A 23,745-nucleotide genomic window follows, 5' to 3' on the forward strand; every position below is an offset into this window, starting at 1 on the left:
AGATGGACACCGGTTGGCATAAAGAAGATAGGCTTGAAATAGATAGGTTTGGGCGGGATGCAAATAAAGCTGATCGGAATGGCGCGGATTTTCGCTGCAATCACGGTTCTGCTGGCCGGACTCGCGCCAGCGCAGGCCGGGTTCCGTTCGCCGGAATCCCTGATCCGGAACGTCTACGCCCATTACGGCAATGGCGCGTCCGACTATTCAAGGGGATTGCCGCGCGATCCCGAAACCGCGCGGCAGTTCTTCGATCAGGGTTTGCGCGCGGCGTGGAGCGCGCCGCGGGACGCCCCTTACGATTTCCTGGTGCAGAGCCCGACCTGGCAACTTGGCCCGGTCAGGATCGCGATCCTGCGCAAACAGTTCGACAAGATCTATGTTACCGTGGCCTTCAACAATCACGGCCGCCCCGTGACGCTGAATTTCATCGTCGTCAACGGCCCCGACGGCTGGGTGATTGCAGACGTCGAGAGCCCGCACGATTCACTGCGGATGTTTCTCGCGCAGTTCAGGCAGTAGAGCGATCGGCCAATTCCGCTTCACGGCTTCTGATAGATGATATGGCCCGCGCGGATGGTGTAGGCGACCTTGGCGAGATTGCCGACATCGGCGATGGGATCGCCATCGAGCACCACGAGATCGGCGTCAAATCCCTGCTCGACCTTGCCCTTGCTCGCGGCCTTGAAATAGCGCGCCGGGTTCGTCGTCAGCGAGGCCAGCACCTGACTTTCCGAGAGCGCGCGGTGCATCAGTTCATATTCGAGCGAGGTGTCATACATTTCGGTGAAGCCGACGTCGGTTCCGAACAGAACGGCGCCGCCATTGTCGGAAAATGCCTTGAGCTGGTCGACGCCGGACCCGACCAGCCGGGCAGCCAGGGCCGGACCGCCGAGCGTTCTGGAAAAAAGCGACAGCGTCGGAATCAACGCGGTGCCCTGCGATTTGAACCGGGCAAGCTGCTCGGGGCTGTAGCGTTCACCGGGCACGGTGTGGGCGAGCACGTCGACGTCCGCCGCAATCACCGTCTCCAGTCCGGTTCGGTTTTGCGGATGGGCGAACACCGGCTTGCCTTGTGCATGCGCCACATCGACCGCGGCCCTGGCGATCGCCACATCCATGTTCACGACGGGCTTGTCGCCCATATAGGCGCCGGTGAACAGCTTCACACCGTCCATCCCCATTCCCATGAAGCCGCGCGCCATCTGCGCGGCTTCCTCGGGTGTGGCGGCCTCGGGGAGCCGTATCTCGGCGGGCAGATAGACCGGATGTCCGCCCTTGGGAAAGATGTTGCCGGCAAAACGGATGTTGGGACCCGCGACTTCCCCCGCGTCGATGCGACGGCGCAGCGGCAGGGAATCATCCGGGTCGGAGCCAAGGTCCCACACGGTGGTGAATCCCCATTTGGTCAGCATCTCCCGCATGTGCTCTTCCAGCGGCGCCACCGGCGCGCTGGCCGCGTTTCGCCATGCGGCCTGCGTGAAATGGACGTGGCTGTTCCAGAAGCCGGCGACGACGGTCTTTCCCGTGCAATCGATGGTCTGCGCGTCTTTCGGGATATGCACTTCACTGCGGCTGCCGATCGCGGTGATGACGCCATCGGACGTCACCACGACGGCATCCGCGAGCGGGGCAGCATCCGGTGACTTATAGACGCTGCCGCCCGCGAGAACGAGGTTCTGCGCGTTTGCGGAGGGACTAAAGAAAGCCGCGGCGCCGAGGAGGAAAAGGAAACGCGCGGCATGGCGCAGATTCCCGATCAAGCCTGAAATCCCTGAATGTTGCATGATGGTCGCTCGAAGCATTGAGGAAAGGAGCAGGTCGGACCGAACGATACCCGATCGGTGCGACCTCGCCTTGACAGCTCTTGCTCCCTCTCGAACGATATCGGATCACGGTGCGTTGATGCCGTGGAGCACCGTCATTCCTCCGGCGCGTTCTCGATCGGATCGAACCGTTCGGCCTCGAGTCCGAGCAGGTTCCAGGATTGCAGCATATGGGGCGGCAATGGCGCGCTGGCATCGATCACGCCGCCGCGCGGATGCGGAATCACGATGCGGCGCGCCAAGAGATGCAGGCGGTTCGAAATGCCGCCCGGCAGTTGCCAGTTTTCCTTGTTGAAATATTTGGGATCGCCGACGATGGCGTGATCGATATGCGCCATATGCGCGCGCAATTGATGGGTTCGTCCGGTGACCGGCTTCAGCGACACCCAGGCGAGCTTGGTCGCCGATGTCTCCACGACCGCGTAATAGGTCACCGCGTGGCTCGCGCCCTCGTCGCCATGCTTGGCGATCCGCATGATGGTGTCGTCCTCGCTCTCTTCCTTGGCGAGATAGGTCGAGATGCGGCCCTGCTTCGGTTTTGGCACGCCCGCGACCAGCGCCCAGTAGATTTTGCGCGCGGAGCGGTGACGGAACGAGCCGGTCAAGGCGGTGGCGGCAAAGCGCGTTTTCGCGATCAAGAGGCAGCCCGCAGTTTCCTTGTCGAGCCGGTGCACCAGCCGCGGCTTCTGGCCCTTGGGGTCGCGCATCACTTCCAGCATGTCGTCGATATTGCGCGTGATGCCGGAGCCGCCCTGCACCGCCAGCCCCTGCGGCTTGTTCAGCACCATGACGTCGGCGTCCTCGAACAGGATCATGTCCTTCAGCGCCTGCAGCGTCTTTTGCGCGGCTTCGGACAGGCTTCCCGGCGCCGCCTTCGGCGCATCGAGCTTCAGCGGCGGAATCCGCACACTCTGCCCCTCCTCCAGCCGGTCCTTGCTGTCGGCGCGTTTGCCGTTGACGCGCAACTCGCCTTTGCGGACGATGCGCTGGATGTGGGAGAACGACAGGCCGGGGAAACGCGCTTCGAGAAACCGGTCGACGCGCATGTTGGTCTCATCAGCGGTCACCACCACGGTCTGAACCTTGGTCGGCAGCGGCGGCGCCTCGACGACGACTATTTCAGGCTCGGGCACGAAGGGCTTCGGCGCACGCGGCGCCGAAGCCGCAAAGCGCGCGGGCTTGCCGCCCGGACGATGCGCCGGCGCCCGCTCGGCCTGCGAACCCCGATAGGGCCGCGCGCCCTTGGGGCGATCGCCCGCCGGGCGGAGAGGTTTCTTGACGCGACGGCTCATGATTGCGCTGGCTCCGGAGTTAAGCCGTTGGGTAGCGCAAATGCCGCGAATCGTCACGGTGAATCGGGAGAAATCCGGCGTCGGATCGGCCTATTTCGGCCCCCGCTCCCGCCGCAGCTTCGCCCAGTAATCCAGCCGCCGGCGGATCTCGCGCTCAAAGCCGCGGTCGGGCGGGTCGTAGAAAGTCTGATGGCCCAGCGCGTCCGGGAAATACTCCTGGCCGGAAAACGCGTCCGACGCGTCGTGGTCGTATTCGTAGCCGCCGCCATAGCCTTCCGACTTCATCAGCTTGGTCGGCGAATTGAGGATATGCTTTGGCGGCAGCAGCGAACCGCCCTCCTTCGCCGCGCGCATCGCGGCACCGAATGCCATGTAGGCGGCGTTCGATTTCGGCGCGGTGGCGAGATAGATCACGGCCTGCGCGATCGCGAGCTCGCCTTCGGGGTGGCCCAAGAAATCATAGGCATCCTTGGCGGCGTTGCAGATCACCAGCGCCTGCGGATCGGCGAGGCCGATATCCTCGACCGCCATCCGCACCACGCGCCGCGCCAGGAACAGCGGATCCTCGCCGGCATCCATCATGCGCGCGAGATAGTACAGCGCCGCATCCGGATCGGAGCCGCGCACGGATTTATGCAGCGCCGAGATCAGGTTGTAATGGCCGTCGGCCGATTTGTCGTAGATCGGCGCGCGGCGCTGCAGAATGTCCTGCAACTGTTCGGCGTTGAAGACCTCGTCCTTGCGCGCGGCGCGCCAGACTTCTTCCGCAAGGGTCAGCGCGGCACGGCCGTCGCCATCGGCCATCCGCACCAGCACGGCGCGCGCCTCGGCATCGAGCGGCAGTTTCCGTGCCTCGACCTTCTCCGCATGGGCGTAAAGTTTTTCGACCGCGGCGGGATCGAGCGAATGAAACACCAGCACGCGCGCCCGCGACAACAACGCCGCGTTGAGCTCGAAGGACGGATTTTCGGTGGTGGCGCCGACCAGCACCACCGTGCCGTCTTCCATCACAGGCAGAAAGGAATCCTGCTGCGCGCGGTTGAATCTGTGCACCTCGTCGACGAACAGCAGCGTGCCCCTGCCCATCTCGCGGCGCGCGCGCGCGGCATCGAACACCTTTTTCAGATCGGCCACGCCGGAAAACACCGCCGAAATCTGCTCGAAATGCAGCTCCGTGGCATCCGCCAACAGCCGCGCCACCGTGGTCTTGCCGGTGCCGGGCGGTCCCCAGAACACCAATGAGCCCAGCGTGCGCGTTTCCAGCATCCGCGTCAGCGCGCCGTCGGGGCCGAGGATGTGATCCTGACCGACGACATCGGCCAGTGCCCGCGGGCGCAACCGGTCCGGCAGCGGACGCGGGGCGTCCTGCTCCATCCCTGCCGCGGCAAAGAGGTTGGTAGCCTCGCGCGGTTGCTTCGGGCTCATCCGCCCAGCGTCACGTTGATCTGCTGCCCGCCGCGCACCAGGACGATGCGCCAGACTCTCGCTGACGTCTTCGAAGCCTTGTCGAGGTCACTGGTTTTGGCGATCTTCTCATTATTCACCGCCAGGATAATGTCGCCCTTCTGGAAGCCGACATTGGCGGCCGTTCCATCGTCGGCGAGATCGGTCACCACGACGCCTTCGGTCGACCCGTCCAGATGCAGTTCGTCGGCCACCGCAGGCGAGATGTTGGCGACCTTGGCGCCCTGGAACGGCGAACGCGCGGTCAGCACGATTTCATCGCGGTTGGTGTCGGGCGCGGTCTCCAGCGCCACCGTCAGCTTGACGGTCTTGCTGCCGCGCTGCACGTCGATCTGTGCCGAGCCGCCGAGCGGCCGGGTGGCGAAGCGATAGTCGAATGCGTTGGGATCGTCGATCGCCTGGCCGTCGATCGCGACAATCAGATCCGACAATTTCAGCCCTGCCCGCGACGCCGGGCTGTTCGGCGCGACATTGGCGACCAGCGCGCCATTCGGCAGCTTCAGCCCCAAGGTCTCAGCGATTTCAGGCGTCACCGCCTGCAGCCGCGCGCCGAGCCACGGGCGCTTCACCGCCTTGCCGCCGCTCTTGGCGGATGCCACCACCACGCGCACCATGTTGGCGGGGATCGCAAAGCCGATGCCCTGCGAGCCGCCGGAGCGCGAGTAGATAGCGGTGTTGATGCCGGCGAGCTTGCCGGTCATGTCGACCAGCGCGCCGCCGGAATTGCCGGGATTGATCGCAGCATCGGTCTGGATGAAGAACTGATAGTCGGTGATGCCGACCTGGGTGCGCGCCAGCGCCGAGATGATGCCGTGCGTCACGGTCTGGCCGACACCGAAGGGATTGCCGATTGCGAGCACGACGTCGCCGACCAGCAATTCATCCGAGTTGGCGAAGTCGAGGGTCGGAAACTTCTCCTTGGTGTCCTTCAGGCGCAGCACCGCCAAATCAGTGCGGCTGTCCTTGAGCACGATCTCGGCCTCGTATTCCCGCTTGTCGGCGAGCGAGATCTTGACCTGGTCGGCGCCTTCGATGACGTGGTTGTTGGTGACGACCAGACCGGACGCGTCGACCATCACGCCCGAACCCAGCGAACGCTGCATCTGTTCCGGCTGCTGGCCGGGTACGCCAAAAAAGCGGCGGAAGATCGGATCGTCCAGCAGCGGGTTGCGGTTCTGCACGGTCTTGGCGGCATAGACGTTGACCACCGCGGGCTGCACGCGCTGCACGATCGGCGCGTAGGACATTCGCAGTTCCGCGGGCGAGGACGGCACACGGCGGTCCTGCGCCAGCGCCGGGGTTGCGACTACGGCGGAAACCAGCAGCACAGCCAAAGAGCGTATCAACATCTTGCGAAAATCCTGAAATTCGTGGCCTTTGATATAGGCGCGAGCCAACAGCGAGAGAAGAGAAACCGGGACGCGAAACCGTTACCTTTGTTTGAGCATGATCTTTTCGGAAAACCGGTGCCCACTTTTCCGGATCATGCTCTACGCCGCGCGATCGGGCGCTTTGATGGTTGCCGGCACCGGTGCACAGGATAGCCTTTCCTGATGGCCTTCGCCCCAGGCCTTCAACGTATCGATCACCGGCCGCAGGCTTTCGCCGATTTCCGACAGGGTATATTCGACCCGCGGCGGCACCTCGGCATAGACCTTGCGGATCACGAGATGGTCATCCTCGAGCGCGCGGAGCTGTTTTGTCAGCATGCGCTGGGTAATGCCGGGCATCCGCCGCCGCAACTCCCCAAAGCGCTGGGTGCCGACCTGCAGGTGGAACAGGATGACGCCCTTCCACTTGCCATCGATCAGGTCGAGCGTTGTTTCCACCGCGCAGCCGGGCCGATGGGCAAAATTCCGCCGTTTCATGCGATTTTTCCGGGTGTTTTCCAATAGTATCCAAACAGGGACTATATCCCTGAATTTACAGTACTTGCCATTTTGACGCCAGCGCGACAATTAGCCGGAGAGCATTTTTCAGGCGCCCGCAGATGGAGACAGGACATGAAGGCCGTCGGATACAAAAAATCGCTGCCGATCGATGCCGCGGATGCACTGATCGATTTCGAGACCGCCAAACCCGAGCCGAAGGGCCGCGACGTCAGGGTCGCCGTGAAGGCGATCTCCGCCAACCCGGTCGACTACAAGGTCCGCAAGCGTGCAGCACCCCCGGAGGGCGAGACCAAGATTTTGGGCTATGACGCCGCCGGAATCGTCGATGCCGTCGGCCCCGACGTCAGCCTCTTCAAGCCGGGCGACGAAGTCTTTTATGCCGGCTCGATCCAGCGCCAGGGCACCAATTCGGAGTTTCATCTGGTCGACGAGCGCATCGTCGGCAAGAAGCCGAAATCGCTGTCGTTTGCACAGGCGGCAGCATTGCCGCTGACCTCGATCACCGCCTGGGAATTGCTGTTCGACCGCCTCGGCGCCGTGCCGGGCAAGAGCGTCGACCCGCGCACGCTTTTGATCACCGGCGGCGCCGGCGGCGTCGGCTCGATCCTGATCCAGCTCGCGCGCCGCCTCACGGGCTTGACCGTGGTCGCCACCGCGACACGTCCGGAATCGCAAAAATGGTGCCTCGATCTCGGCGCCCATGCCGTGATCGATCACGCGAAGCCAATGAAGGAGCAGATCGAAAAGCTGAAGCTGCCGCCGGTCGGCCTGGTCGCAAGCTTGACCTACACCGACCAGCACTACAAGGGAATCGCCGACTTCATCGCGCCGCAGGGCAAGTTCGGTCTGATCGACGATCCCCCGGAATTCAATGTCAGCGCCTTCAAGGGCAAGGCGGTCTCGATCCACTGGGAATCCATGTTCACGCGCTCCTCGTTCCAGACCGCAGACATGATCGGCCAGCACATGCTGCTGAACGACGTCGCCGACCTCATCGACAAGGGCGTGCTGCGCACCACGCTCGATCAGACGTTTGGCACGATCAATTCGGCGAACCTGAAGCGCGCGCATGCGCTGCTGGAAAGCGGCAAATCGCGCGGCAAGATCGTGCTGGAGGGGTGGTAAGCGTCTCTCCATCCGCCTCGTCATGCCCGGGCTTGTCCCGGGCATCCACGACTTCGCGTGCAGCGAAGCAGGAATACGTGGATGGCCGGGACAAGCCCGGCCATGACGGAAAATGACGAACTATGCCGCCGCCACACCCTCGACAAAAATCAAACGCCGCTCCAGCGCCGTCCGCCGGTGCTTCAGCGGCTCGGCGTATTCCGGCGAGGCGTACCATTCGCGCAGGCGTTCCATCGAGGGAAACTCGACGACGACGATGGTCTTCACCGGCGGGCCGCCCTCGGCGACCTCGGCGGCGCCACCGCGGACCAGATAGCGGCCGCCATATTGCGCAATCGATTTGGCGGCGATGGTGCGATAGGTCTCGACGGCGACGGGATCGCGCACTTCGAGTTCTGAAATCACATAGGCCGACATCTCTCATCCTCACGCGATGGTCTGGACGATACCGCCCTCGGCGCGCAGCGCGGCGCCGTTGGTGGCTGAGGCTTCTTTCGAGGCGATGTAGACCACCATGTTGGCGATCTCCTCGACGCCGGCAAAGCGCTGCAGCAGCGAGGTCGGGCGGAACTGCTTTACGAACTGCGACGCCGCCTCTTCCACCGACTGGCCGTTTTGCTTCGCGAGATCCTTGACGAAGGTCTCAACGCCTTCCGACATGGTCGGTCCCGGTAATACCGAATTGACCGTGACCGCGGTGCCGCGGGTCATTTCCGCCAGCCCCCGCGAGACCGCGAGCTGCGCGGTCTTGGTCATGCCGTAGTGGATCATTTCCTTCGGAATGTTCAACGCGGATTCGGACGAGATGAAAACGATGCGGCCCCAATTCCGCTTCAGCATGCCCGGCAGATAGGCGCGCGCCAGCCGCACGCCGGACATTACATTGGCGTCGAAGAAGCGGCTCCCAGTCCTCGTCGGGGATGTCGAGAAAATCCTTCGGCTCGAAAATCCCGGCATTGTTGATGAGGATGTCGACCTGCGGCAGCGCCGCCACCAGGGCCTCGCATCCGGCAGCGGTCGAGACATCGGCGGCAATGCCGCGGACCTTGCCGCCCGGCACCCCCTTGGCCAACCCCGCCGCGGCGGCGTCGACCTTCGCTTGCGTCCGTCCGTTGACCACCACGCTGGCCCCGGTCGCCGCAAGGCCTTTTGCAATCGCGTGACCGATGCCGGAGGTCGAGCCCGTCACCAGCGCGGTTTTTCCCGAAAGGTCGATATTCATGTGCCGTCTCCATCTGTGATGACGGAGATATCGGAAGCGCCACACGCGGCCGCAATTGCCCAGCCGGCATAGCTGGCACAACTCCAACGTCGTCCCGGCGAACGCCCATATGCGTTAAGATAGTGGGAACATTGTTTGATACTGACGTTTTCTTGGCGGCTCGCGGAGATGGCGTTGGAGGACCGATTTTGCTCGGCGCAGGCGGTCGATCGTGGGCTGTGGAATCACCGCTTGGAGTAGCGAGGCGATGAGGTGCTGGAGCAGACGCCAGGCACCAGGCGGTGTCAGGCGGCTTCGACCAAGCGGGGAGAGTCCTCAAGTTCGTCGATGAGCGGCTCGAGCAGTAGAATAGTCAATAGATGAGCCAGCACATGAGGTCTGGCGGAGCGTTCGTCGATTCCTGGTGGTCCCTTGAGACCGATCAGGCTCTTTAGCCCGAAGTTTGCTCGTGTCGTCAGGAGAGACTTGAGTCAGTGCAGTGGGTTAGGGTGGGAATGATCCTGTGATTGTGTCCATGTAAGGGGATTCCCAAATCGGCGAGGATATGATTCGATTCGGGCATGTTCATCGAGATGGTGCCCAATCGAGACTCTCCGCCTGCGGTGTTGCTGCGGGAGAGTTATCGCGACGAGCAAGGCCGTTCGCAGAAGCGGACGTTGGCCAATCTCAGCAAGCTGCCGCGTGATATGATCGATACGTTGAAGGCGGTGCTGAAGGGCGGAACGGTCATCGGCACTGGTCCGCAGGAACTGGAAGTCGAGCGCTCATTGCCGCACGGCCATGTTGCGGCGGCGCTTGGAATGATCCGCAAGATTGGCCTCGACCGGTTGATTCTGGGTGCGGCGAAGGATCCGGCCTCGCGACGCTGCTGCGATCTCGTTGTCGCCATGGTGGTTGATCGGTTGATTGCGCCACGATCGAAGCTGGGCTTTGTCCGCGCGATCGATGAGGAGACGGCGGTATCGAGTCTGGGCGCGGTCTTGCACCTTGGCCGGGTCAAGGAGCGGGAGGCCTATGAGGCGCTGGATTGGCTGCTCGAACGTCAGGGCCGCGTCGAAAATGGCTTGGCGCGGCGGCATCTCGAAGACGGCGTGCTGGTCCTCTATGACGTCAGCTCATCTTACTTCGAGGGCCGCTGCTGCCCGCTGGCGCGCTATGGCCACAGCCGGGATCACCGCAAGGACCGGCCGCAAATTGTCTATGGGCTGCTCTGCACACGCGAGGGACTGCCGATCGCCGTGGAGGTGTTCGACGGCAACACCGCGGATCCCTCAACCTTGAGCGCGCAGATCGAGAAGGTGAAGGATCGCTTCAGGATCAGTCGTCTGGTGCTGGTCGGAGATCGCAGCATGATCACCTCGGCCCGCATTCGCGACGAACTTAGGCCCGCGAATCTCGATTGGATCACCTGCCTGCGTGCACCGGCGGTGCAGGCGCTGGCCGCGGAAAATGGGCCGTTACAGCTGTCGTTGTTCGATGATCGCGATCTCGCCGAAATCAGCGCGCCGGACATGTTCCCAGGCGAACGGCTGATCGCGTGCCGCAATCACGACCTCGCCGCCGAACGGGCGCGCAAGCGTGAGGACTTGTTAGCAGTGACTGAACGCGAACTGGCCCGGATCGAAGCCAAGGTCCGGCGCAGGAACGCTCCCTTGCGTGACGCTGCCGAAATAGGTCTGGCGGTCGGCGCGGTTCTTAACAAAAGAAAGATGGCCAAGCACTTCGTCGTTACGATCCGCGATGGTCATCTCTCCTGGCATAGACGGCTCGATCAGATCGAGGCAGAGGCGCGCCTCGACGGCATCTATGTGATCCGAACCAGCATGCCTGCCGAGCATCTGAATGCCGCAGAAGCAGTTCAGGCCTACAAGGATCTCTCGCACGTCGAACGGGCATTCCGATCCCTGAAGAGCGTCGATCTGGAAATCCGGCCGATCCGTCATTGGACCGCGGACAGGGTGCGGGCTCATGTCTTCCTGTGCATGCTCGCCTACCATGTCGAGTGGCTCCTACGGGAGGCCCTAGCGCCGCTGTTGTTCCACGACACCGATCTGGCAGCAGCCAAAGCGGAGCGAACTTCTCCAGTTGCGGCCACCGCACCGTCAGACGTCGTCAAGGTCAAGAAGACAACCAGGCGATCGGCAGACGGTCAGCGCGTCATGAGCTTCGGTGACCTCATTGCGCATCTCGGAACACTCGCTCGCAACACCATGCACGTGCCCGCGCGCCCCAAGCACCGCTTTACCCTTCACTCCAAACCAACCGCCCTCCAGGAGGCGGCCTTCGATCTGCTCGGGCTCAATCCCGTTCGTGTCCAGTAACCGAGTAGCCTCGCGGACGAATGATCAAACCGCATCAGATACTTATGCGATTCATGGGTGAAAACTTCGGTTTAGCCGTTTGAAGCCGAGTTCAATCCGCCATCGCAGGCGATAGAGTGCGAGAACATCCGCGGTCGCGAACTCTGTCGGCTTCAGTGAGGTCACCAGGATCACCCAATCTGCCGCGTCGAGCGTTTGCTTGGATATCTGATGGCCTCCGCGCTGGGCGGCCGACGCGCCTTGCGTCGCGCCTCGGCAGCAGCATGCGCCGGCTTCTTGACCGCGACCAGACGCAAGGCGAGAGGCTCGCCACTTTTGCGTTTTATCCAAATCGGCCGATCGATCAGCCGACGGGCCGCCGCCTTGCGCAACTCGGCGACGAGATCGAGCACATTGCCTTTACCATCGAGCCAGCACGCGCTCTTCCAGCCAGCCCGGATCACGAAATCTCCGCCGGCTTCGATCACGCTCGCCATGCGATCCGGTTGCAAATAGGCACGGTCGCCAAGGCGAATCTCGCCCGCCACCACCGGTATCCGGTCGAGCGTCTCGCCCGCCTGCTGATCGGTCAGTTCGAAGTGGCCAAAGCGCTCCTGCGGAAGATCGAAGGCGCTGTGAATCCGCCACAACTCGTTCTTCTTTCTGGCGTCAGCTCCGTTCTTCGGCACTGTGGTGGCATCAACGATGCGGATGATCCGACCGCGACTCGCTTGCGGGGCGGCGGCCGCAAGCATCTGACCCACCAGCAACGCGAGCCAGTCTCCGCACTGACGCAAGCGATACAGCAGCGCCACGCTCGAAATATCGACAAGGCCCACCGATGTCGCCCAGGCCGCAGTCGACCGCAACCCCCGCTCGCCCAGACAATAGGCCAGGATCACGCGCAGCAAATCCACCGCGTTGGTGATCTCTCGCGGACGCAAAAACGCTTTCGTCTCGCGCGCCGTCACATTGAGCGTTTCCACCCCGCCAAGCCGGGCGACAACATTCTTCCAGTCTTCGTTCACAAGCGATTCGTGTCTCATGACACTTTGGAATCACAGACGATTCCGCGCCGCAAGACTATTTTAACGCCTATGGGCCTTCGCCGGGACCCATACCGCGTGATCTCTCGGGTAAGGCAGCGTGGCTGACGCCGTGCCGCAAAACCACTTCCTGTGGTTATGGGTCCCGGCTCCTGATGCGCAATTGCGCATCTGGGCCGGGACGACGGGATAAAAAAAGCGGCGCCCGAGGCGCCGCTTTTGAAAACCAATCCGAGAAAGCCTTACGCCGCTTCGGCGGACTTTTCCTGCACCGGACCGGAGTCGAGGCCCTTGGCATCGACGTCGCGGTCGACGAATTCGATCACCGCCATCGGGGCGTTGTCGCCGTAGCGGAAGCCGGCCTTGATGATGCGGGTGTAGCCGCCCTGGCGGTCCTTGTAGCGGGTCGCCAGTACGTCGAACAGCTTGCGGACCTGATCCTTGTCGCGCATCTCGGAGATCGCCTGGCGGCGCATTGAGAGGCCGCCCTTCTTGCCGAGCGTGACCAGCTTTTCCACGATCGGGCGCAATTCCTTGGCCTTCGGCAGCGTGGTGACGATCTGCTCGTGCTTGATCAGCGCCGCGCACATGTTGGCGAACATCGCACGCCGATGCTCGGCGGTGCGGTTGAGCTTCCGATGAACCTTGCCGTGACGCATTTTATATTCCTCAATACTCGTTTCGTCGCGACGGTTCGTCGGACAATCTGCTCAGGTGGGCCGCCTGCGTTCGCCCCAGTCATTCCGGACGTCGCGAAGCGGCGATCCGGAATCTCGAGATTCTCAGGTGCGCAACTGCGCACCGCAGTTCGCGCTTGCGCGCGCCCCGGAATGACGAAATCAATAATGATCCTCGAAGCGCTTGGCCAACTCGTCGATATTCTCCGGCGGCCAGCCCGGCACTTCCATGCCGAGATGCAGACCCATCTGGGCCAGCACTTCCTTGATCTCGTTCAGCGACTTGCGGCCGAAGTTCGGGGTGCGGAGCATTTCCGCTTCCGACTTCTGCACGAGGTCGCCGATGTAGACGATGTTGTCGTTCTTCAGGCAGTTTGCCGAACGCACCGACAGTTCGAGTTCGTCGACCTTCTTGAGGAACGCCGGGTTGAACGCGAGATCGGGGATGATCTCCTGCGCCACTTCCTTGCGCGGCTCTTCGAAGTTCACGAACACGTTGAGCTGATCCTGCAGGATGCGGGCGGCATAGGCCACCGCATCTTCCGGCGTGATCGCGCCGTTGGTCTCGATCGTCATGGTCAGCTTGTCGTAGTCGAGGATCTGGCCCTCGCGGGTGTTCTCGACCTTGTAGGAGACCTTGCGGACCGGGGAGAACAGGCTGTCGACCGGGATCAGGCCGATCGGCGCGTCCTCGGGACGGTTACGCTCGGCGGCGACGTAGCCCTTGCCGGAGGCGACGGTGAATTCCATGCGGATTTCCGCGCCCTCGTCCAGGGTGCAGATCTGCAGGTCGGGATTGAGCACCACGACATCGCCGACGGTCTGGATGTCGCCGGCGGTGACGGCGCCCGGGCCCTGCTTCTTCACGACCATGCGCTTGGGGCCTTCGCCCTGCATCTTGATCGCGATGTCCTTGATGTTGAGCACGATGTCGGTGACGTCCTCGCGAACGCCCGCGATCGAGGAGAACTCGTGCAACACGCCGTCGATATGCACCGACTGCACCGCAGCGCCCTGCAGCGAGGACAAAAGGATGCGGCGCAGCGCGTTACCGAGCGTCTGGCCGAAGCCGCGCTCGAGCGGCTCGGCGACAACGGTCGCAAACCGGGTCGCGTCGGTGCCCGGCGTGATCTGCAACTTGTTCGGTCGAATAAGTTCTTGCCAATTTTCTTGCCAATTTTTCTGGATCGTCACTGTGTCACCCATGGGCCAGTCATTTGGGCCGCTCGATGGCCCGCTACTGGCGTTGGAGATCGCGGATCAGTCCGCGCTTTACAAATTCCAAAAACAATCGCAGGCGAAAAATCGCCCGCGATCGAATATCAAACCCGCCGGCGCTTGCGCGGACGGCAGCCATTATGCGGGATCGTGGTCACGTCGCGGATCGATGTGACGGTGAAGCCCGCCGCCTGCAGCGCACGAAGCGCCGATTCGCGGCCCGAACCGGGGCCGGCAACTTCCACTTCCAGCGTGCGCATGCCGTGTTCCTGCGCCTTCTTGGAAACGTCTTCGGCTGCGACCTGGGCCGCATATGGGGTCGACTTGCGCGAACCCTTGAAGCCCATCGTGCCGGCCGACGACCAGGCAATGGTGTTGCCCTGCGCGTCGGTGATGGTGATGGTCGTGTTGTTGAACGACGAATTCACGTGCGCGATGCCGGAGGCGATGTTCTTGCGTTCGCGGCGGCGTACGCGGGTGGCTTCCTTGCCCATTCCAAAACCTTTCCTGTGATCTCAAACGCCGCCGTAATGCCAGCGGCTACACCTAAAAACGCCAGTAGCGAATGGCGAGTAGCGAATAGAACTATTCGCCACTCCCTACTCGCTATTCGCAAAATTACTTTTTCTTGCCGGCGATCGACTTGGCCGGACCCTTGCGCGTGCGCGCATTGGTGTGGGTGCGCTGACCGCGCACCGGCAAGCCGCGGCGATGACGCAGGCCGCGATAGCAGCCGAGGTCCATCAGACGCTTGATGTTGATGCCAACCTCACGACGAAGATCGCCCTCGACCAGATAGTCGCGGTCGATCACTTCGCGGATCTGCAGCACTTCCTGATCGCTGAGCTGGCTGACGCGGCGATCCTCGGGGATCTTCACCTTCTCGATGATCTCGGCCGCGTTCTTCTGGCCGATGCCATGGATGTACTGGAGCGCGATCAGGACGCGCTTGTTGGTTGGGATATTAACGCCGGCAATACGGGCCACGGACTTCTCTCCTGTCGCCGGTCCCTCGCGGACCGGGCTTTAAGTTCTTGCTGTTCTCGGGCAGGTGTCCGCAAACGCGAACACGACGCCCGTCCCCTCAGATTCCTCGGGGTCCGGCATCGTCTGAAACTATCCGACTTGGATGCGAGGCTTATTAAAGGATTCAACTCGGTTTCGTCAACCGCTGCTATCGCTTAGCTCGCCTTTTCGTGACCTTTTTCGCCGGTTTCTTTGCCCCAGTTTTGGCGGCCTTCTTCACCGTCTTCTTGGCAGGCTTGGCGACCTTGGAGGGCTTTTTAGCCCCCTTGGAGGCCGGTTTCCCGGCCTTCCGGGCCTTTTTGGTGGTCTTTGCGGCTTTCCTGGCGGTTGCTCCGCCCCCGATCCTGGCGGCGCCAGCGGCCCGCTTGGCCGGCGCACCGGCCACCGGCTTGGGTTCCACGGCGCCGATCGCAGCGAGGATTCGGTTAATTTCCCGGGTGACGTGTTCGATGGTCATCATACCATCGACGGTCAACAGCTTCCGCTTTTCGGAATAGTAGTGAATCAGCGGCTCGGTCAGGGCGCGGTATTGGGCGAGGCGCGTGGTCAACACCTCCGGGGTGTCATCGATTCGCACTTCCTCGCCCCGCGCGCGCGTCTCCGCGGCCCGGGTTTCGACCCGCTCCAGCAGCGCGCTTTCGTTGACGCGAAGCTCGACCACCGCATCGAGTTTGAGATGCTTTTTCTTCAGGAGTTCGTCGAGCGCGGCTGCCTGCGGCACCGTGCGCGGAAAGCCGTCGAGGATGAACCCCCTCTTGGCGTCAGGCAGGTCGAGCCGGTCGGAAATGATCCCGACCACGACCTCGTCGGGCACCAGCCCGCCGCTGGACATGATTTCCTTGGCCTGCATGCCGACGGGCGTACCCGCGGCAACCGCGGCGCGCAGCATTTCGCCGGTGGAGAGCTGGACGATGCCGTGCTTGTGGACAAGGCGCTGCGCCTGGGTCCCCTTGCCTGAGCCAGGCGGTCCCAACAGGATCAATCTCATGACTACTCGCCCCCCGGCTTGGTGAGCGACTACCGCACACCCGTGTTTTGAGTTCCAGGCCGCCAATCAGCGGCGGCGGCCCCTGAGCTTGGATTTCCTGATCAGCCCCTCATACTGGTGGGCGAGCAGATAGCCCTGCACCTGCGCCACCGTATCCATCGTCACGCTGACAACGATCAACAGCGAGGTGCCGCCAAAGTAGAACGGCACCGAGGCGTAGGAAATCAGAATTTCGGGAATCAGGCAGACGATCGCGAGGTAGATCGCGCCCAGCACCGTGATGCGCGACAGCACGTAGTCGATATATTCGGCGGTGCGTTCGCCCGGACGGATGCCGGGGATGAAACCGCCATGTTTCTTCAGATTGTCCGCGGTCTCGGTCGGGTTGAACACGATCGCGGTGTAGAAGAACGCAAAGAACACGATCAGCGCCAGATAGAGAATCAGGAACAGCGGACGGCCGTGGCCGAGCTGGGTGGTGATCCACTGGAACCATTCCGGGCCCTTGCCGGCGTTGAAATTCGCCACCGTGGTCGGCAGCAGCAGCAGCGAGGACGCGAAGATCGGCGGGATCACGCCCGAAGTGTTGAGCTTGAGCGGCAGATGCGAGGACTGGCCCTCGAACATCTTGTTGCCGACCTGGCGCTTCGGATACTGGATCAGAAGCCGGCGCTGCGCGCGCTCCATGAACACGATGAAGGCGATCACGGCGACCGCCATCACGATCACGACCAGGATCAGCCCGGTCGACAGCGCGCCCTGGCGGCCGAGTTCCAGCATGTTGGCGAGCGCCGACGGCAGCTCGGCGACGATGCCAGAGAGAATGATCAGCGAAATACCGTTGCCGATGCCGCGCGAGGTGATCTGCTCGCCGAGCCACATCAGGAACATAGTGCCGCCGGTCAGCGTGATCGCGGTCGAGAGACGGAAGAACAGGCCGGGATCGCTGACCACATTACCGGCGCCCTCGAGGCCGACGGCGATGCCGTAGGACTGGAATGCGGCCAGAATCACCGTCAGATAGCGGGTGTACTGGTTCAGCGTCTTGCGGCCGGCCTCGCCTTCCTTCTTCAGGGCCTCGAGCTGCGGCGAAACCGTGGTCAGAAGCTGGATGATGATGGAGGCCGAGATATACGGCATGATGTTCAAGGCGAAGATCGCCATGCGGTGGATGCCGCCGCCGGCGAACATGTTGAACATGCCGAGGATGCCGCCGGCCTGCGACTTGAACACCTGCTCCCAGATATTGGGGTCGATGCCGGGCAGCGGGATATAGGTGCCGAGCCGATAAACAAGCAGCGCACCCAGTGTGAACCAGATGCGCTTCTTCAGTTCGTCGGCTTTGGCCAGAGCGCCGAAATTGAGGTTTGCCGCAAGTTGTTCTGCTGCTGAGACCATGTCTTGGCTTTCTCCCGCCGCCCTCGCGCCGACGCCCGTCATGGGGCCATCGGCAGACGCCGGACATTATTTGGTGCTCGGCTACGATAAGTCCATCGTTCTGTACGCGGATTAGCCGCGGCCAGCGGGCGATGACGCAGATGTTACGCCGCCTCGCCTTCGTCCTTCTTGGCCGGAGCCAGGATCTTCACCGTGCCGCCGGCCTTTTCGACCGCGGCAATGGCGGATTTCGAAGCGCCGTGAACCTCGATGGTCAGCTTGGCCTTGAGTTCACCCCGGCCGAGCAGCCGCACGCCATCCTTGGCGCGGCGCAGCGCGCCCGACTTCACCAGCGATTCGGCGTTGATGGTGGAACCCGCATCGAGCAGCTTGGCGTCGATCGCCTCCTGCAGCCGGTCGAGATTGATCTCGGCAAAATCGAGCTTGAAGATGTTGGTGAAGCCGCGCTTCGGCAGACGCCGATGCAGCGGCATCTGGCCGCCTTCAAAACCCTTGATGCGCACGCCCGAACGCGCGGTCTGGCCCTTGCCGCCGCGGCCGGCCTGCTTGCCCTTGCCTGAACCGATGCCACGGCCGACGCGCATGCGCTTCTTGCGCGAGCCGGCGTTGTCGGCGATATCGCTGAGCTTCATCGCCCTGTCTCCTTGTTTCTACGACTACTCGCCGACGACGCGGACGAGATGTTGAACCTTGGCGATCATGCCGCGAACCGCAGGCGTGTCCTGCAATTCGGTGACGCGGCCGATCTTGTTGAGCTTGAGGCCGATCAGCGTCGCACGCTGCGAGTGGTGGCGGCGGATTGCGCTGTGGGTCTGCTCGACCTTGATCATCTTTGCGGCGTTGGCCATCGTTATAACTCCGAAAAGCGCTGCGACGCGCCTGTTGTTTATTCAGCCACCACTTCGGCGTCGCCGCCGACGCGGCGCGACTGCAGCGTGGACACCTTGATGTTGCGGCGTGCCGCCACCGAACGCGGCGAATCCTGATGCTTCAGCGCGTCGAAGGTGGCGCGAACCATGTTGTAGGGATTCGACGAGCCGATCGACTTCGCCACCACGTCCTGGATGCCGAGCGTTTCGAACACCGCGCGCATCGGACCGCCGGCGATGATGCCGGTACCGGCCGGTGCTGCGCGCAGATAGACGCGGCCCGCCCCGTGACGGCCGGCGATATCGTGATGCAGCGTGCGGCCTTCGCGCAATGCGACGCGCGTCAGATTGCGCTTGGCCGACTCGGTCGCCTTGCGGATCGCCTCGGGAACTTCGCGCGCCTTGCCGTGGCCGAATCCGACCCGGCCCTTCTGGTCGCCGATCACGACCAGTGCTGCAAAGCCGAAGCGCTTGCCGCCCTTGACGACCTTCGCCACGCGATTGATGTGGACGAGCTTGTCGACGAACTCGCTGTCACGCTCGTCGCGATCCCTGCTACGTTCGCGTCCGCCGCGTTCGCGTTCACCTGCCATGGTGTTTTCCAATCTCTGAGAGGCTGACGCCTCTTTCCTCGTGTCCGTTCAAAACCAAATTCTTTTAGAAGCCGAGCCTTAGAAGCTCAGTCCGCTTTCGCGGGCGGCATCCGCGAGCGCCTTGACGCGCCCGTGATAGAGATAGCCGCCGCGATCGAACACCACTTCGGTGACGCCGTTCTTCACGGCGCGTTCCGCCAGCAGCTTGCCGACGGCCTTGGCCGCATCGATGTTGGCGCCCGTGTTGCCGCTCTCGCGCATCGCCTTCTCCAGCGACGACGCCGAAGCCAGCGTCTCGCCCTTCAGGTCGTCGATGACCTGGGCGTAGATGTGCTTGGACGAGCGGAATACCGACAGACGCGGACGTCCATTGGCGGACCGGCGCAACGACAGCCTCACGCGTTGCTTGCGCCGGGCATTTGTAACCTTGAGTGACATGACCGGCTCCGTTACTTCTTCTTGCCTTCCTTGCGGAAGATGAATTCGTTGGCGTACTTCACGCCCTTGCCCTTGTAGGGCTCCGGCGGACGATAGGCGCGGATCTCGGCCGCAACCTGGCCGACGCGCTGGGAATCGTTGCCGGTGATGGTGATCTCGGTCGGCTTCGGCACCACGATGGTGATGCCTTCCGGGATCGCGTAGACGACGTCGTGGCTGTAACCGAGCGCGAGCTGCAGGTTCTTGCCCTGCAGGGCGGCGCGGTAGCCGACGCCGGTGATTTCGAGCTTCTTCTCAAAACCCTTGGTGACGCCCTCGACCAGGTTCGCGACCTGGGCGCGCGCGGTGCCGTACATCGCCTGCGCGCGGTTGGTCTCGAGCCGCGGCGCAACCTTGACCGCGCCGTTCTCGAACTTCACTTCGACATCGTCATGCACGATGAACTGAAGCTGGCCCTTGGGGCCCTTCATCTTCACCGTCTGCCCCTCAACGGTCGCCGTCACACCGGACGGGATCGTTACGGGCCGTTTGCCAACTCGTGACATGGCTAATCCTTCTCCTTAGCGTTTTCCGGCGAAGTGTGTAGCGGTTCGCCGTAGAAAACGCGTCAAATTAAAAGCTTGTGCGCATTCTTGTCGCAAAACCGGTTCCCACTTTTGCGGAATGCGCACTAGAACACCGTGAAGAGAATTTCGCCGCCCACGTTCGCGTCGCGCGCTTCGTGGTCAGCCATGATTCCCTTCGGCGTCGACAACACCGAAATGCCGAGACCGTTGTTGACGCGCGGCAGGTTCTTCACCGAGGCGTAAACCCGCCGTCCCGGCTTCGAAACCCGCTCGATCTCGCGAATCACAGGCTCGCCGTCGAAATATTTCAGCTCGATCTCGAGCTCGCTGCGGCCGGACGAATGTTCGACGCTGGCATAGCCGCGGATATAACCCTCGGACTTCAGCACTTCGAGCACGCTGGCGCGCATCCTCGACCCCGGGGTCGAGACCTTGGACTTGGAACGCATCTGCGCATTGCGGATGCGGGTGATGAGATCGCTGATCGGATCGTGCGTTGACATCTGACGACCCCCCTTACCAGCTCGACTTCACGAGCCCGGGAACCAGGCCCTTGGAGCCGAGTTCACGCAGCGCGATGCGGGAAAGCTTGTTCTTGCGATAGATCGAGCGCGGACGTCCGGTCAGCTCGCAACGGTTGCGGATCCGGGTCGCCGACGAATTGCGCGGCATCTCGGCAAGCTTCAGCGTCGCGGCGAACCGCTCTTCCATCGGCTTGGTCTTGTCGGCGATGATCGCCTTCAACTTCGCGCGCTGGGGGGCGGCATTCTTGGTCATCCGCTTGCGCCGGTTGTTCTTCTCGGTCGAACTCTTCTTTGCCATGCTTGGCTCCTGGGTTTCCGCGTTTGAGAGGCTTTACCTGCGTCTCACTGCCGGAACGGGAAATTGAAAGCGGTCAACAAGGCACGCGCCTCGTCGTCGGTGGCTGCCGTGGTGCAGACCGTGATGTCCATGCCCCATGTTTCCCCGGCCTTGTCGAAGTCGATTTCGGGGAAAATGATGTGCTCCTTGATGCCGAGCGAATAGTTGCCGCGGCCGTCGAAGCTCTTCGGGTTGAGGCCGCGGAAGTCGCGCACGCGCGGCAGCGCCACGTTGATCAGGCGGTCGATGAACTCGTACATCCTGGCCTTGCGCAGCGTGACCTTGCAGCCGATCGGCTGGTTCTCACGCAGCTTGAAGGTCGCGATCGCGACGCGCGAATAGGTCACGATCGCCTTCTGGCCCGCGATCAGCGCCAGATCGGCGGCTGCGGTCTCGGCCTTTTTGCGGTCGTTGACGGCCTCGCCGACGCCCATGTTGAGGACGACCTTGTCGAGGCGCGGCACCTGCATGACGTTGGCATAGCCGAACTGTTCGGTCAGCTTGCCGCGGATTTCCTTGTCGAACTGCGCGCGCAAGCGCGGCACATAAGCGGTCTCAGCCATCGATCTCTGCTCCCGAGCTCTTGGCAATCCGTACCTTCTTGCCATCAGCCTGAATCTTGAAGCCCACGCGGGTCGGTTTGCCGTCCTTGCCGACATACGCGACGTTGGACAGGTGGATCGGCGCCTCCTTGGAGACGATGCCGCCTTCCTGGGCCTGGGTCTGCTTCTGGTGACGCTTCACCATGTTGACGCCACGCACCAGCGCCTTGTTCTCGGTGGGACGCACCTCGAATACTTCGCCGGTGCGGCCCTTGTCGCGGCCGCTCAGCACGATGACCTTGTCACCCTTCCGGATCTTGGCAGCCATCACAGCACCTCCGGCGCAAGCGAAATGATCTTCATGTGGTTCTTGGCGCGCAGCTCGCGCGGCACGGGCCCGAAGATACGGGTGCCGACCGGCTCCGACTGGTTGTTGATCAGCACGGCGGCGTTGCGGTCGAAACGGATGACCGAGCCGTCGGCGCGGCGGATGTCCTTGCGGACTCGCACCACGACGGCCTTCATCACGTCGCCCTTCTTCACCTTGCCGCGCGGAATCGCTTCCTTGATCGACACGACAATGACGTCACCCACGGTGGCATAGCGGCGCTTGGAGCCCCCAAGCACCTTGATGCACATGACACGGCGTGCGCCTGAATTGTCGGCCACGTCGAGGTTGGTCTGCATCTGAATCATTGATGCACCTAGTCCTCTTTCTGATGCGCTCGAATTAGCGCCTTAAAAATTTTCCCGAGTTCGTCCGGCCAGGCCGAACGAGCGTCAGGCCGTTTTCTTCTGTTCACCCCGGACCACGGTCCAGCGCTTCAGCTTCGAGATCGGCTTGCTTTCCTCGATCCACACCATGTCGCCCGGCTTGAACTCGTTGTTCTCGTCGTGCGCGTGATAGTTTTTCGAGCGACGGATCGTCTTCTTGTAGATCGGATGGGTGAAGCGGCGATCGACGCGCACCACCACCGTCTTGGCTTGCTTGTCGCTGACGACCACGCCTTGAAGGGTACGTTTCGGCATATCCGGCCTCTTACTTCTTCTTCGCGCGCGCTTGCGCGGCGATGGTCTTGATGCGGGCGATATCGCGGCGGGCTTCACGCAGCCGCGAGGTGTTCTCCAGCTGCCCGGTGGCGCGCTGGAAACGCAGGTTGAAGCGTTCCTTCTTCAGGTTGAGGACGGCGTCCTCTCTCTGATCCTCGCTCATGGCGCGGATATCGGCGGTTTTCATCTCGGCCATATCAATCACTCCGCGATGCGCGCGACGAAGCGCGTCTTGATCGGCAGTTTCGCAGCCGCCAGCGACAGCGCTTCCTTCGCGGTCTGCACGTTCACGCCGTCGATCTCGAAGATCACACGGCCCGGCTTGACCCGCGCCACCCACAATTCCGGCGTACCCTTGCCGGAGCCCATGCGGACTTCGGCGGGCTTCTTCGACACCGGCAGGTCTGGGAAGATGCGGATCCAGACGCGGCCGGCGCGCTTCATGTGACGGGTCAGCGCGCGGCGCGCGGCTTCGATCTGACGGGCGGTGAGGCGCTCGGGCGCCATCGCCTTCAGGCCGAACTGACCGAACGACAACGTTGCGCCCGAAGTCGCGACGCCGTGGATACGGCCCTTATGCGCCTTCCGGAACTTCGTTTTCTTTGGTTGCATCATGGCTTACGCCCTCAAACCTTCTCTATTGTCTCACGCAGCGTCGCGGCGCGGCCGGGTATTGTCGCCTTCAGCCATCTTCTTGTCCTGGGCCATCGGATCGTGCTCGAGGATTTCGCCCTTGAAGATCCAGACCTTGACGCCGCAGGTGCCGAACGTGGTGAACGCGGTCGCGACGCCGTAATCGATGTCGGCGCGCAGCGTGTGCAGCGGCACGCGGCCTTCGCGATACCATTCCATGCGCGCGATTTCGGCGCCGCCGAGACGGCCCGAGCAGTTGATACGAATGCCTTCGGCACCAAGACGCATCGCCGACTGCACCGCCCGCTTCATGGCGCGGCGGAACGCGACGCGGCGCTCGAGCTGCTGCGCGATCGATTCGGCGACCAGGGTGGCGTCCAGTTCCGGCTTGCGGATCTCGACGATGTTGATGACGACGTCGGAAGCGGTGATATCGGCAACTCGCTTGCGCAGCTTGTCGATGTCGGCGCCCTTCTTGCCGATCACGACGCCGGGACGCGCCGAATGGATCGTCACGCGGCACTTCTTGTGCGGACGCTCGATCACGATGCGGGCGACGGCGGCCTGCTTGAGCTCCTTGTGCAGGATCTCGCGGATCTTGACGTCCTCATGCAGCAACTTGCCGTATTCGTTCTTGCCGGCGAACCAACGGGAATCCCATGTCCGGTTGATACCGAGACGCAGTCCGATTGGATTGATCTTTTGACCCATCGTCTTCT

Annotated in this window: 31 protein-coding genes and 1 pseudogene; 3 read left to right on the top strand and 29 right to left on the bottom strand. The window is 62.7% G+C overall.

The window, feature by feature from the left end; all coding sequences use genetic code 11:
- Window positions 1–78 precede the first annotated feature (78 nt).
- Entirely contained in the window at window positions 79–522 is a 444-nt protein-coding gene (locus tag V1289_RS00255) for a hypothetical protein (protein WP_334407197.1), read from the top strand.
- Window positions 523–542: 20 nt separating this feature from the next.
- On the opposite strand, the gene V1289_RS00260 is transcribed toward V1289_RS00255, so the two are convergent.
- From V1289_RS00260 to V1289_RS00280, 5 genes are all read right to left on the bottom strand, one after another.
- On the bottom strand, window positions 543–1,763 hold the full coding sequence (locus V1289_RS00260) for an amidohydrolase family protein (RefSeq protein ID WP_334395153.1): 1,221 nt from the start codon (window positions 1,761–1,763) through the stop codon (window positions 543–545).
- Between the two features lie 158 nt (window positions 1,764–1,921).
- Window positions 1,922–3,118 carry an RluA family pseudouridine synthase gene (locus tag V1289_RS00265; protein WP_334395154.1) on the bottom strand — a complete coding sequence of 399 codons (1,197 nt, stop codon included), beginning with the start codon at window positions 3,116–3,118 and terminating at the stop codon, window positions 1,922–1,924.
- A gap of 90 nt (window positions 3,119–3,208) precedes the next feature.
- On the bottom strand, window positions 3,209–4,543 hold the full coding sequence (locus tag V1289_RS00270; RefSeq protein WP_334395155.1) for a replication-associated recombination protein A: 1,335 nt from the start codon (window positions 4,541–4,543) through the stop codon (window positions 3,209–3,211).
- Window positions 4,540–5,931 carry a DegQ family serine endoprotease gene (locus V1289_RS00275; protein WP_334395156.1) on the bottom strand — a complete coding sequence of 464 codons (1,392 nt, stop codon included), beginning with the start codon at window positions 5,929–5,931 and terminating at the stop codon, window positions 4,540–4,542. Before V1289_RS00275 ends, V1289_RS00270 begins: the two co-directional genes overlap by 4 nt.
- A gap of 141 nt (window positions 5,932–6,072) precedes the next feature.
- Window positions 6,073–6,450, bottom strand: coding sequence for a winged helix-turn-helix transcriptional regulator (locus tag V1289_RS00280; RefSeq protein ID WP_334395157.1), 378 nt, complete (start codon window positions 6,448–6,450; stop codon window positions 6,073–6,075).
- Window positions 6,451–6,585: 135 nt separating this feature from the next.
- Between V1289_RS00280 and V1289_RS00285 the strand changes: the two genes are divergently transcribed.
- Complete coding sequence (locus V1289_RS00285) at window positions 6,586–7,599, top strand: zinc-binding alcohol dehydrogenase family protein (RefSeq protein WP_334395158.1); 1,014 nt, start codon at window positions 6,586–6,588, stop codon at window positions 7,597–7,599.
- 120 nt (window positions 7,600–7,719) lie between these two features.
- On the opposite strand, the gene V1289_RS00290 is transcribed toward V1289_RS00285, so the two are convergent.
- Window positions 7,720–8,016, bottom strand: a complete 297-nt coding sequence (locus V1289_RS00290) for a DUF1330 domain-containing protein (RefSeq protein ID WP_334395159.1) — start codon at window positions 8,014–8,016, stop codon at window positions 7,720–7,722.
- Window positions 8,017–8,025: 9 nt separating this feature from the next.
- Window positions 8,026–8,821 (bottom strand): annotated as a pseudogene (locus tag V1289_RS00295) (SDR family NAD(P)-dependent oxidoreductase).
- A gap of 560 nt (window positions 8,822–9,381) precedes the next feature.
- Here V1289_RS00295 and V1289_RS00300 point away from each other — a divergent pair.
- Window positions 9,382–11,142, top strand: coding sequence for an IS1634 family transposase (locus tag V1289_RS00300; RefSeq protein WP_334395160.1), 1,761 nt, complete (start codon window positions 9,382–9,384; stop codon window positions 11,140–11,142).
- Between the two features lie 51 nt (window positions 11,143–11,193).
- On the opposite strand, the gene V1289_RS49440 is transcribed toward V1289_RS00300, so the two are convergent.
- The 22 genes from V1289_RS49440 to rpsC form a co-directional block, all read right to left on the bottom strand.
- Window positions 11,194–11,316, bottom strand: coding sequence for a transposase (locus V1289_RS49440; protein WP_442895932.1), 123 nt, complete (start codon window positions 11,314–11,316; stop codon window positions 11,194–11,196).
- Window positions 11,313–12,167, bottom strand: a complete 855-nt coding sequence (locus V1289_RS00305; protein WP_334395161.1) for a transposase — start codon at window positions 12,165–12,167, stop codon at window positions 11,313–11,315. The genes V1289_RS49440 and V1289_RS00305 overlap by 4 nt, the downstream gene beginning before the upstream one ends.
- A gap of 242 nt (window positions 12,168–12,409) precedes the next feature.
- Window positions 12,410–12,826 carry a 50S ribosomal protein L17 gene (gene rplQ, locus V1289_RS00310; RefSeq protein WP_074276056.1) on the bottom strand — a complete coding sequence of 139 codons (417 nt, stop codon included), beginning with the start codon at window positions 12,824–12,826 and terminating at the stop codon, window positions 12,410–12,412.
- A 180-nt stretch (window positions 12,827–13,006) separates the two neighbouring features.
- The gene (locus V1289_RS00315) at window positions 13,007–14,050 is read right to left on the bottom strand and encodes a DNA-directed RNA polymerase subunit alpha (RefSeq protein ID WP_334395162.1); all 1,044 of its coding nucleotides are present in this window, start codon (window positions 14,048–14,050) and stop codon (window positions 13,007–13,009) included.
- 116 nt (window positions 14,051–14,166) lie between these two features.
- Window positions 14,167–14,556 carry a 30S ribosomal protein S11 gene (rpsK, locus tag V1289_RS00320; RefSeq protein WP_006021048.1) on the bottom strand — a complete coding sequence of 130 codons (390 nt, stop codon included), beginning with the start codon at window positions 14,554–14,556 and terminating at the stop codon, window positions 14,167–14,169.
- Between the two features lie 124 nt (window positions 14,557–14,680).
- On the bottom strand, window positions 14,681–15,049 hold the full coding sequence (gene rpsM, locus V1289_RS00325) for a 30S ribosomal protein S13 (protein ID WP_027536799.1): 369 nt from the start codon (window positions 15,047–15,049) through the stop codon (window positions 14,681–14,683).
- Window positions 15,050–15,236: 187 nt separating this feature from the next.
- Window positions 15,237–16,076 carry an adenylate kinase gene (locus V1289_RS00330; protein ID WP_334395163.1) on the bottom strand — a complete coding sequence of 280 codons (840 nt, stop codon included), beginning with the start codon at window positions 16,074–16,076 and terminating at the stop codon, window positions 15,237–15,239.
- 66 nt (window positions 16,077–16,142) lie between these two features.
- A complete protein-coding gene (gene secY, locus V1289_RS00335) occupies window positions 16,143–17,474 on the bottom strand; it encodes a preprotein translocase subunit SecY (RefSeq protein WP_074276053.1) in 1,332 nt (443 codons plus the stop codon).
- Window positions 17,475–17,617: 143 nt separating this feature from the next.
- Window positions 17,618–18,106 (bottom strand): 50S ribosomal protein L15, encoded by a 489-nt coding sequence (rplO, locus tag V1289_RS00340; protein WP_309177621.1) that lies wholly within the window; start codon window positions 18,104–18,106, stop codon window positions 17,618–17,620.
- A gap of 24 nt (window positions 18,107–18,130) precedes the next feature.
- A complete protein-coding gene (rpmD, locus tag V1289_RS00345) occupies window positions 18,131–18,322 on the bottom strand; it encodes a 50S ribosomal protein L30 (protein ID WP_309177622.1) in 192 nt (63 codons plus the stop codon).
- A gap of 38 nt (window positions 18,323–18,360) precedes the next feature.
- On the bottom strand, window positions 18,361–18,936 hold the full coding sequence (rpsE, locus tag V1289_RS00350; RefSeq protein WP_057902127.1) for a 30S ribosomal protein S5: 576 nt from the start codon (window positions 18,934–18,936) through the stop codon (window positions 18,361–18,363).
- 78 nt (window positions 18,937–19,014) lie between these two features.
- Complete coding sequence (gene rplR, locus V1289_RS00355; RefSeq protein WP_074276050.1) at window positions 19,015–19,374, bottom strand: 50S ribosomal protein L18; 360 nt, start codon at window positions 19,372–19,374, stop codon at window positions 19,015–19,017.
- 11 nt (window positions 19,375–19,385) lie between these two features.
- Window positions 19,386–19,919: a 50S ribosomal protein L6 gene (rplF, locus tag V1289_RS00360; RefSeq protein ID WP_074276049.1), complete on the bottom strand. Its 534-nt coding sequence runs from the start codon at window positions 19,917–19,919 to the stop codon at window positions 19,386–19,388.
- Window positions 19,920–20,044: 125 nt separating this feature from the next.
- On the bottom strand, window positions 20,045–20,443 hold the full coding sequence (rpsH, locus tag V1289_RS00365) for a 30S ribosomal protein S8 (protein WP_334395164.1): 399 nt from the start codon (window positions 20,441–20,443) through the stop codon (window positions 20,045–20,047).
- Window positions 20,444–20,456: 13 nt separating this feature from the next.
- Entirely contained in the window at window positions 20,457–20,762 is a 306-nt protein-coding gene (gene rpsN / locus V1289_RS00370) for a 30S ribosomal protein S14 (protein ID WP_334395165.1), read from the bottom strand.
- Window positions 20,763–20,806: 44 nt separating this feature from the next.
- Window positions 20,807–21,364 (bottom strand): 50S ribosomal protein L5, encoded by a 558-nt coding sequence (gene rplE, locus V1289_RS00375; protein WP_309177624.1) that lies wholly within the window; start codon window positions 21,362–21,364, stop codon window positions 20,807–20,809.
- Window positions 21,357–21,671 carry a 50S ribosomal protein L24 gene (gene rplX / locus V1289_RS00380; protein WP_309177625.1) on the bottom strand — a complete coding sequence of 105 codons (315 nt, stop codon included), beginning with the start codon at window positions 21,669–21,671 and terminating at the stop codon, window positions 21,357–21,359. The genes rplE and rplX overlap by 8 nt, the downstream gene beginning before the upstream one ends.
- The gene (gene rplN / locus V1289_RS00385; RefSeq protein ID WP_011473865.1) at window positions 21,671–22,039 is read right to left on the bottom strand and encodes a 50S ribosomal protein L14; all 369 of its coding nucleotides are present in this window, start codon (window positions 22,037–22,039) and stop codon (window positions 21,671–21,673) included. Before rplN ends, rplX begins: the two co-directional genes overlap by 1 nt.
- Window positions 22,040–22,123: 84 nt before the next feature.
- Window positions 22,124–22,372, bottom strand: a complete 249-nt coding sequence (gene rpsQ / locus V1289_RS00390) for a 30S ribosomal protein S17 (protein ID WP_009797129.1) — start codon at window positions 22,370–22,372, stop codon at window positions 22,124–22,126.
- A gap of 10 nt (window positions 22,373–22,382) precedes the next feature.
- The gene (gene rpmC / locus V1289_RS00395) at window positions 22,383–22,589 is read right to left on the bottom strand and encodes a 50S ribosomal protein L29 (protein WP_074276044.1); all 207 of its coding nucleotides are present in this window, start codon (window positions 22,587–22,589) and stop codon (window positions 22,383–22,385) included.
- Window positions 22,590–22,594: 5 nt separating this feature from the next.
- Window positions 22,595–23,008, bottom strand: a complete 414-nt coding sequence (gene rplP, locus V1289_RS00400; RefSeq protein WP_074276043.1) for a 50S ribosomal protein L16 — start codon at window positions 23,006–23,008, stop codon at window positions 22,595–22,597.
- A gap of 30 nt (window positions 23,009–23,038) precedes the next feature.
- Entirely contained in the window at window positions 23,039–23,737 is a 699-nt protein-coding gene (gene rpsC / locus V1289_RS00405) for a 30S ribosomal protein S3 (protein ID WP_074828492.1), read from the bottom strand.
- Between the last annotated feature and the right edge of the window lie 8 nt (window positions 23,738–23,745).

The sequence above is a fragment of the Bradyrhizobium sp. AZCC 2289 genome, from assembly GCF_036924615.1.
Lineage (GTDB): Bacteria > Pseudomonadota > Alphaproteobacteria > Rhizobiales > Xanthobacteraceae > Bradyrhizobium.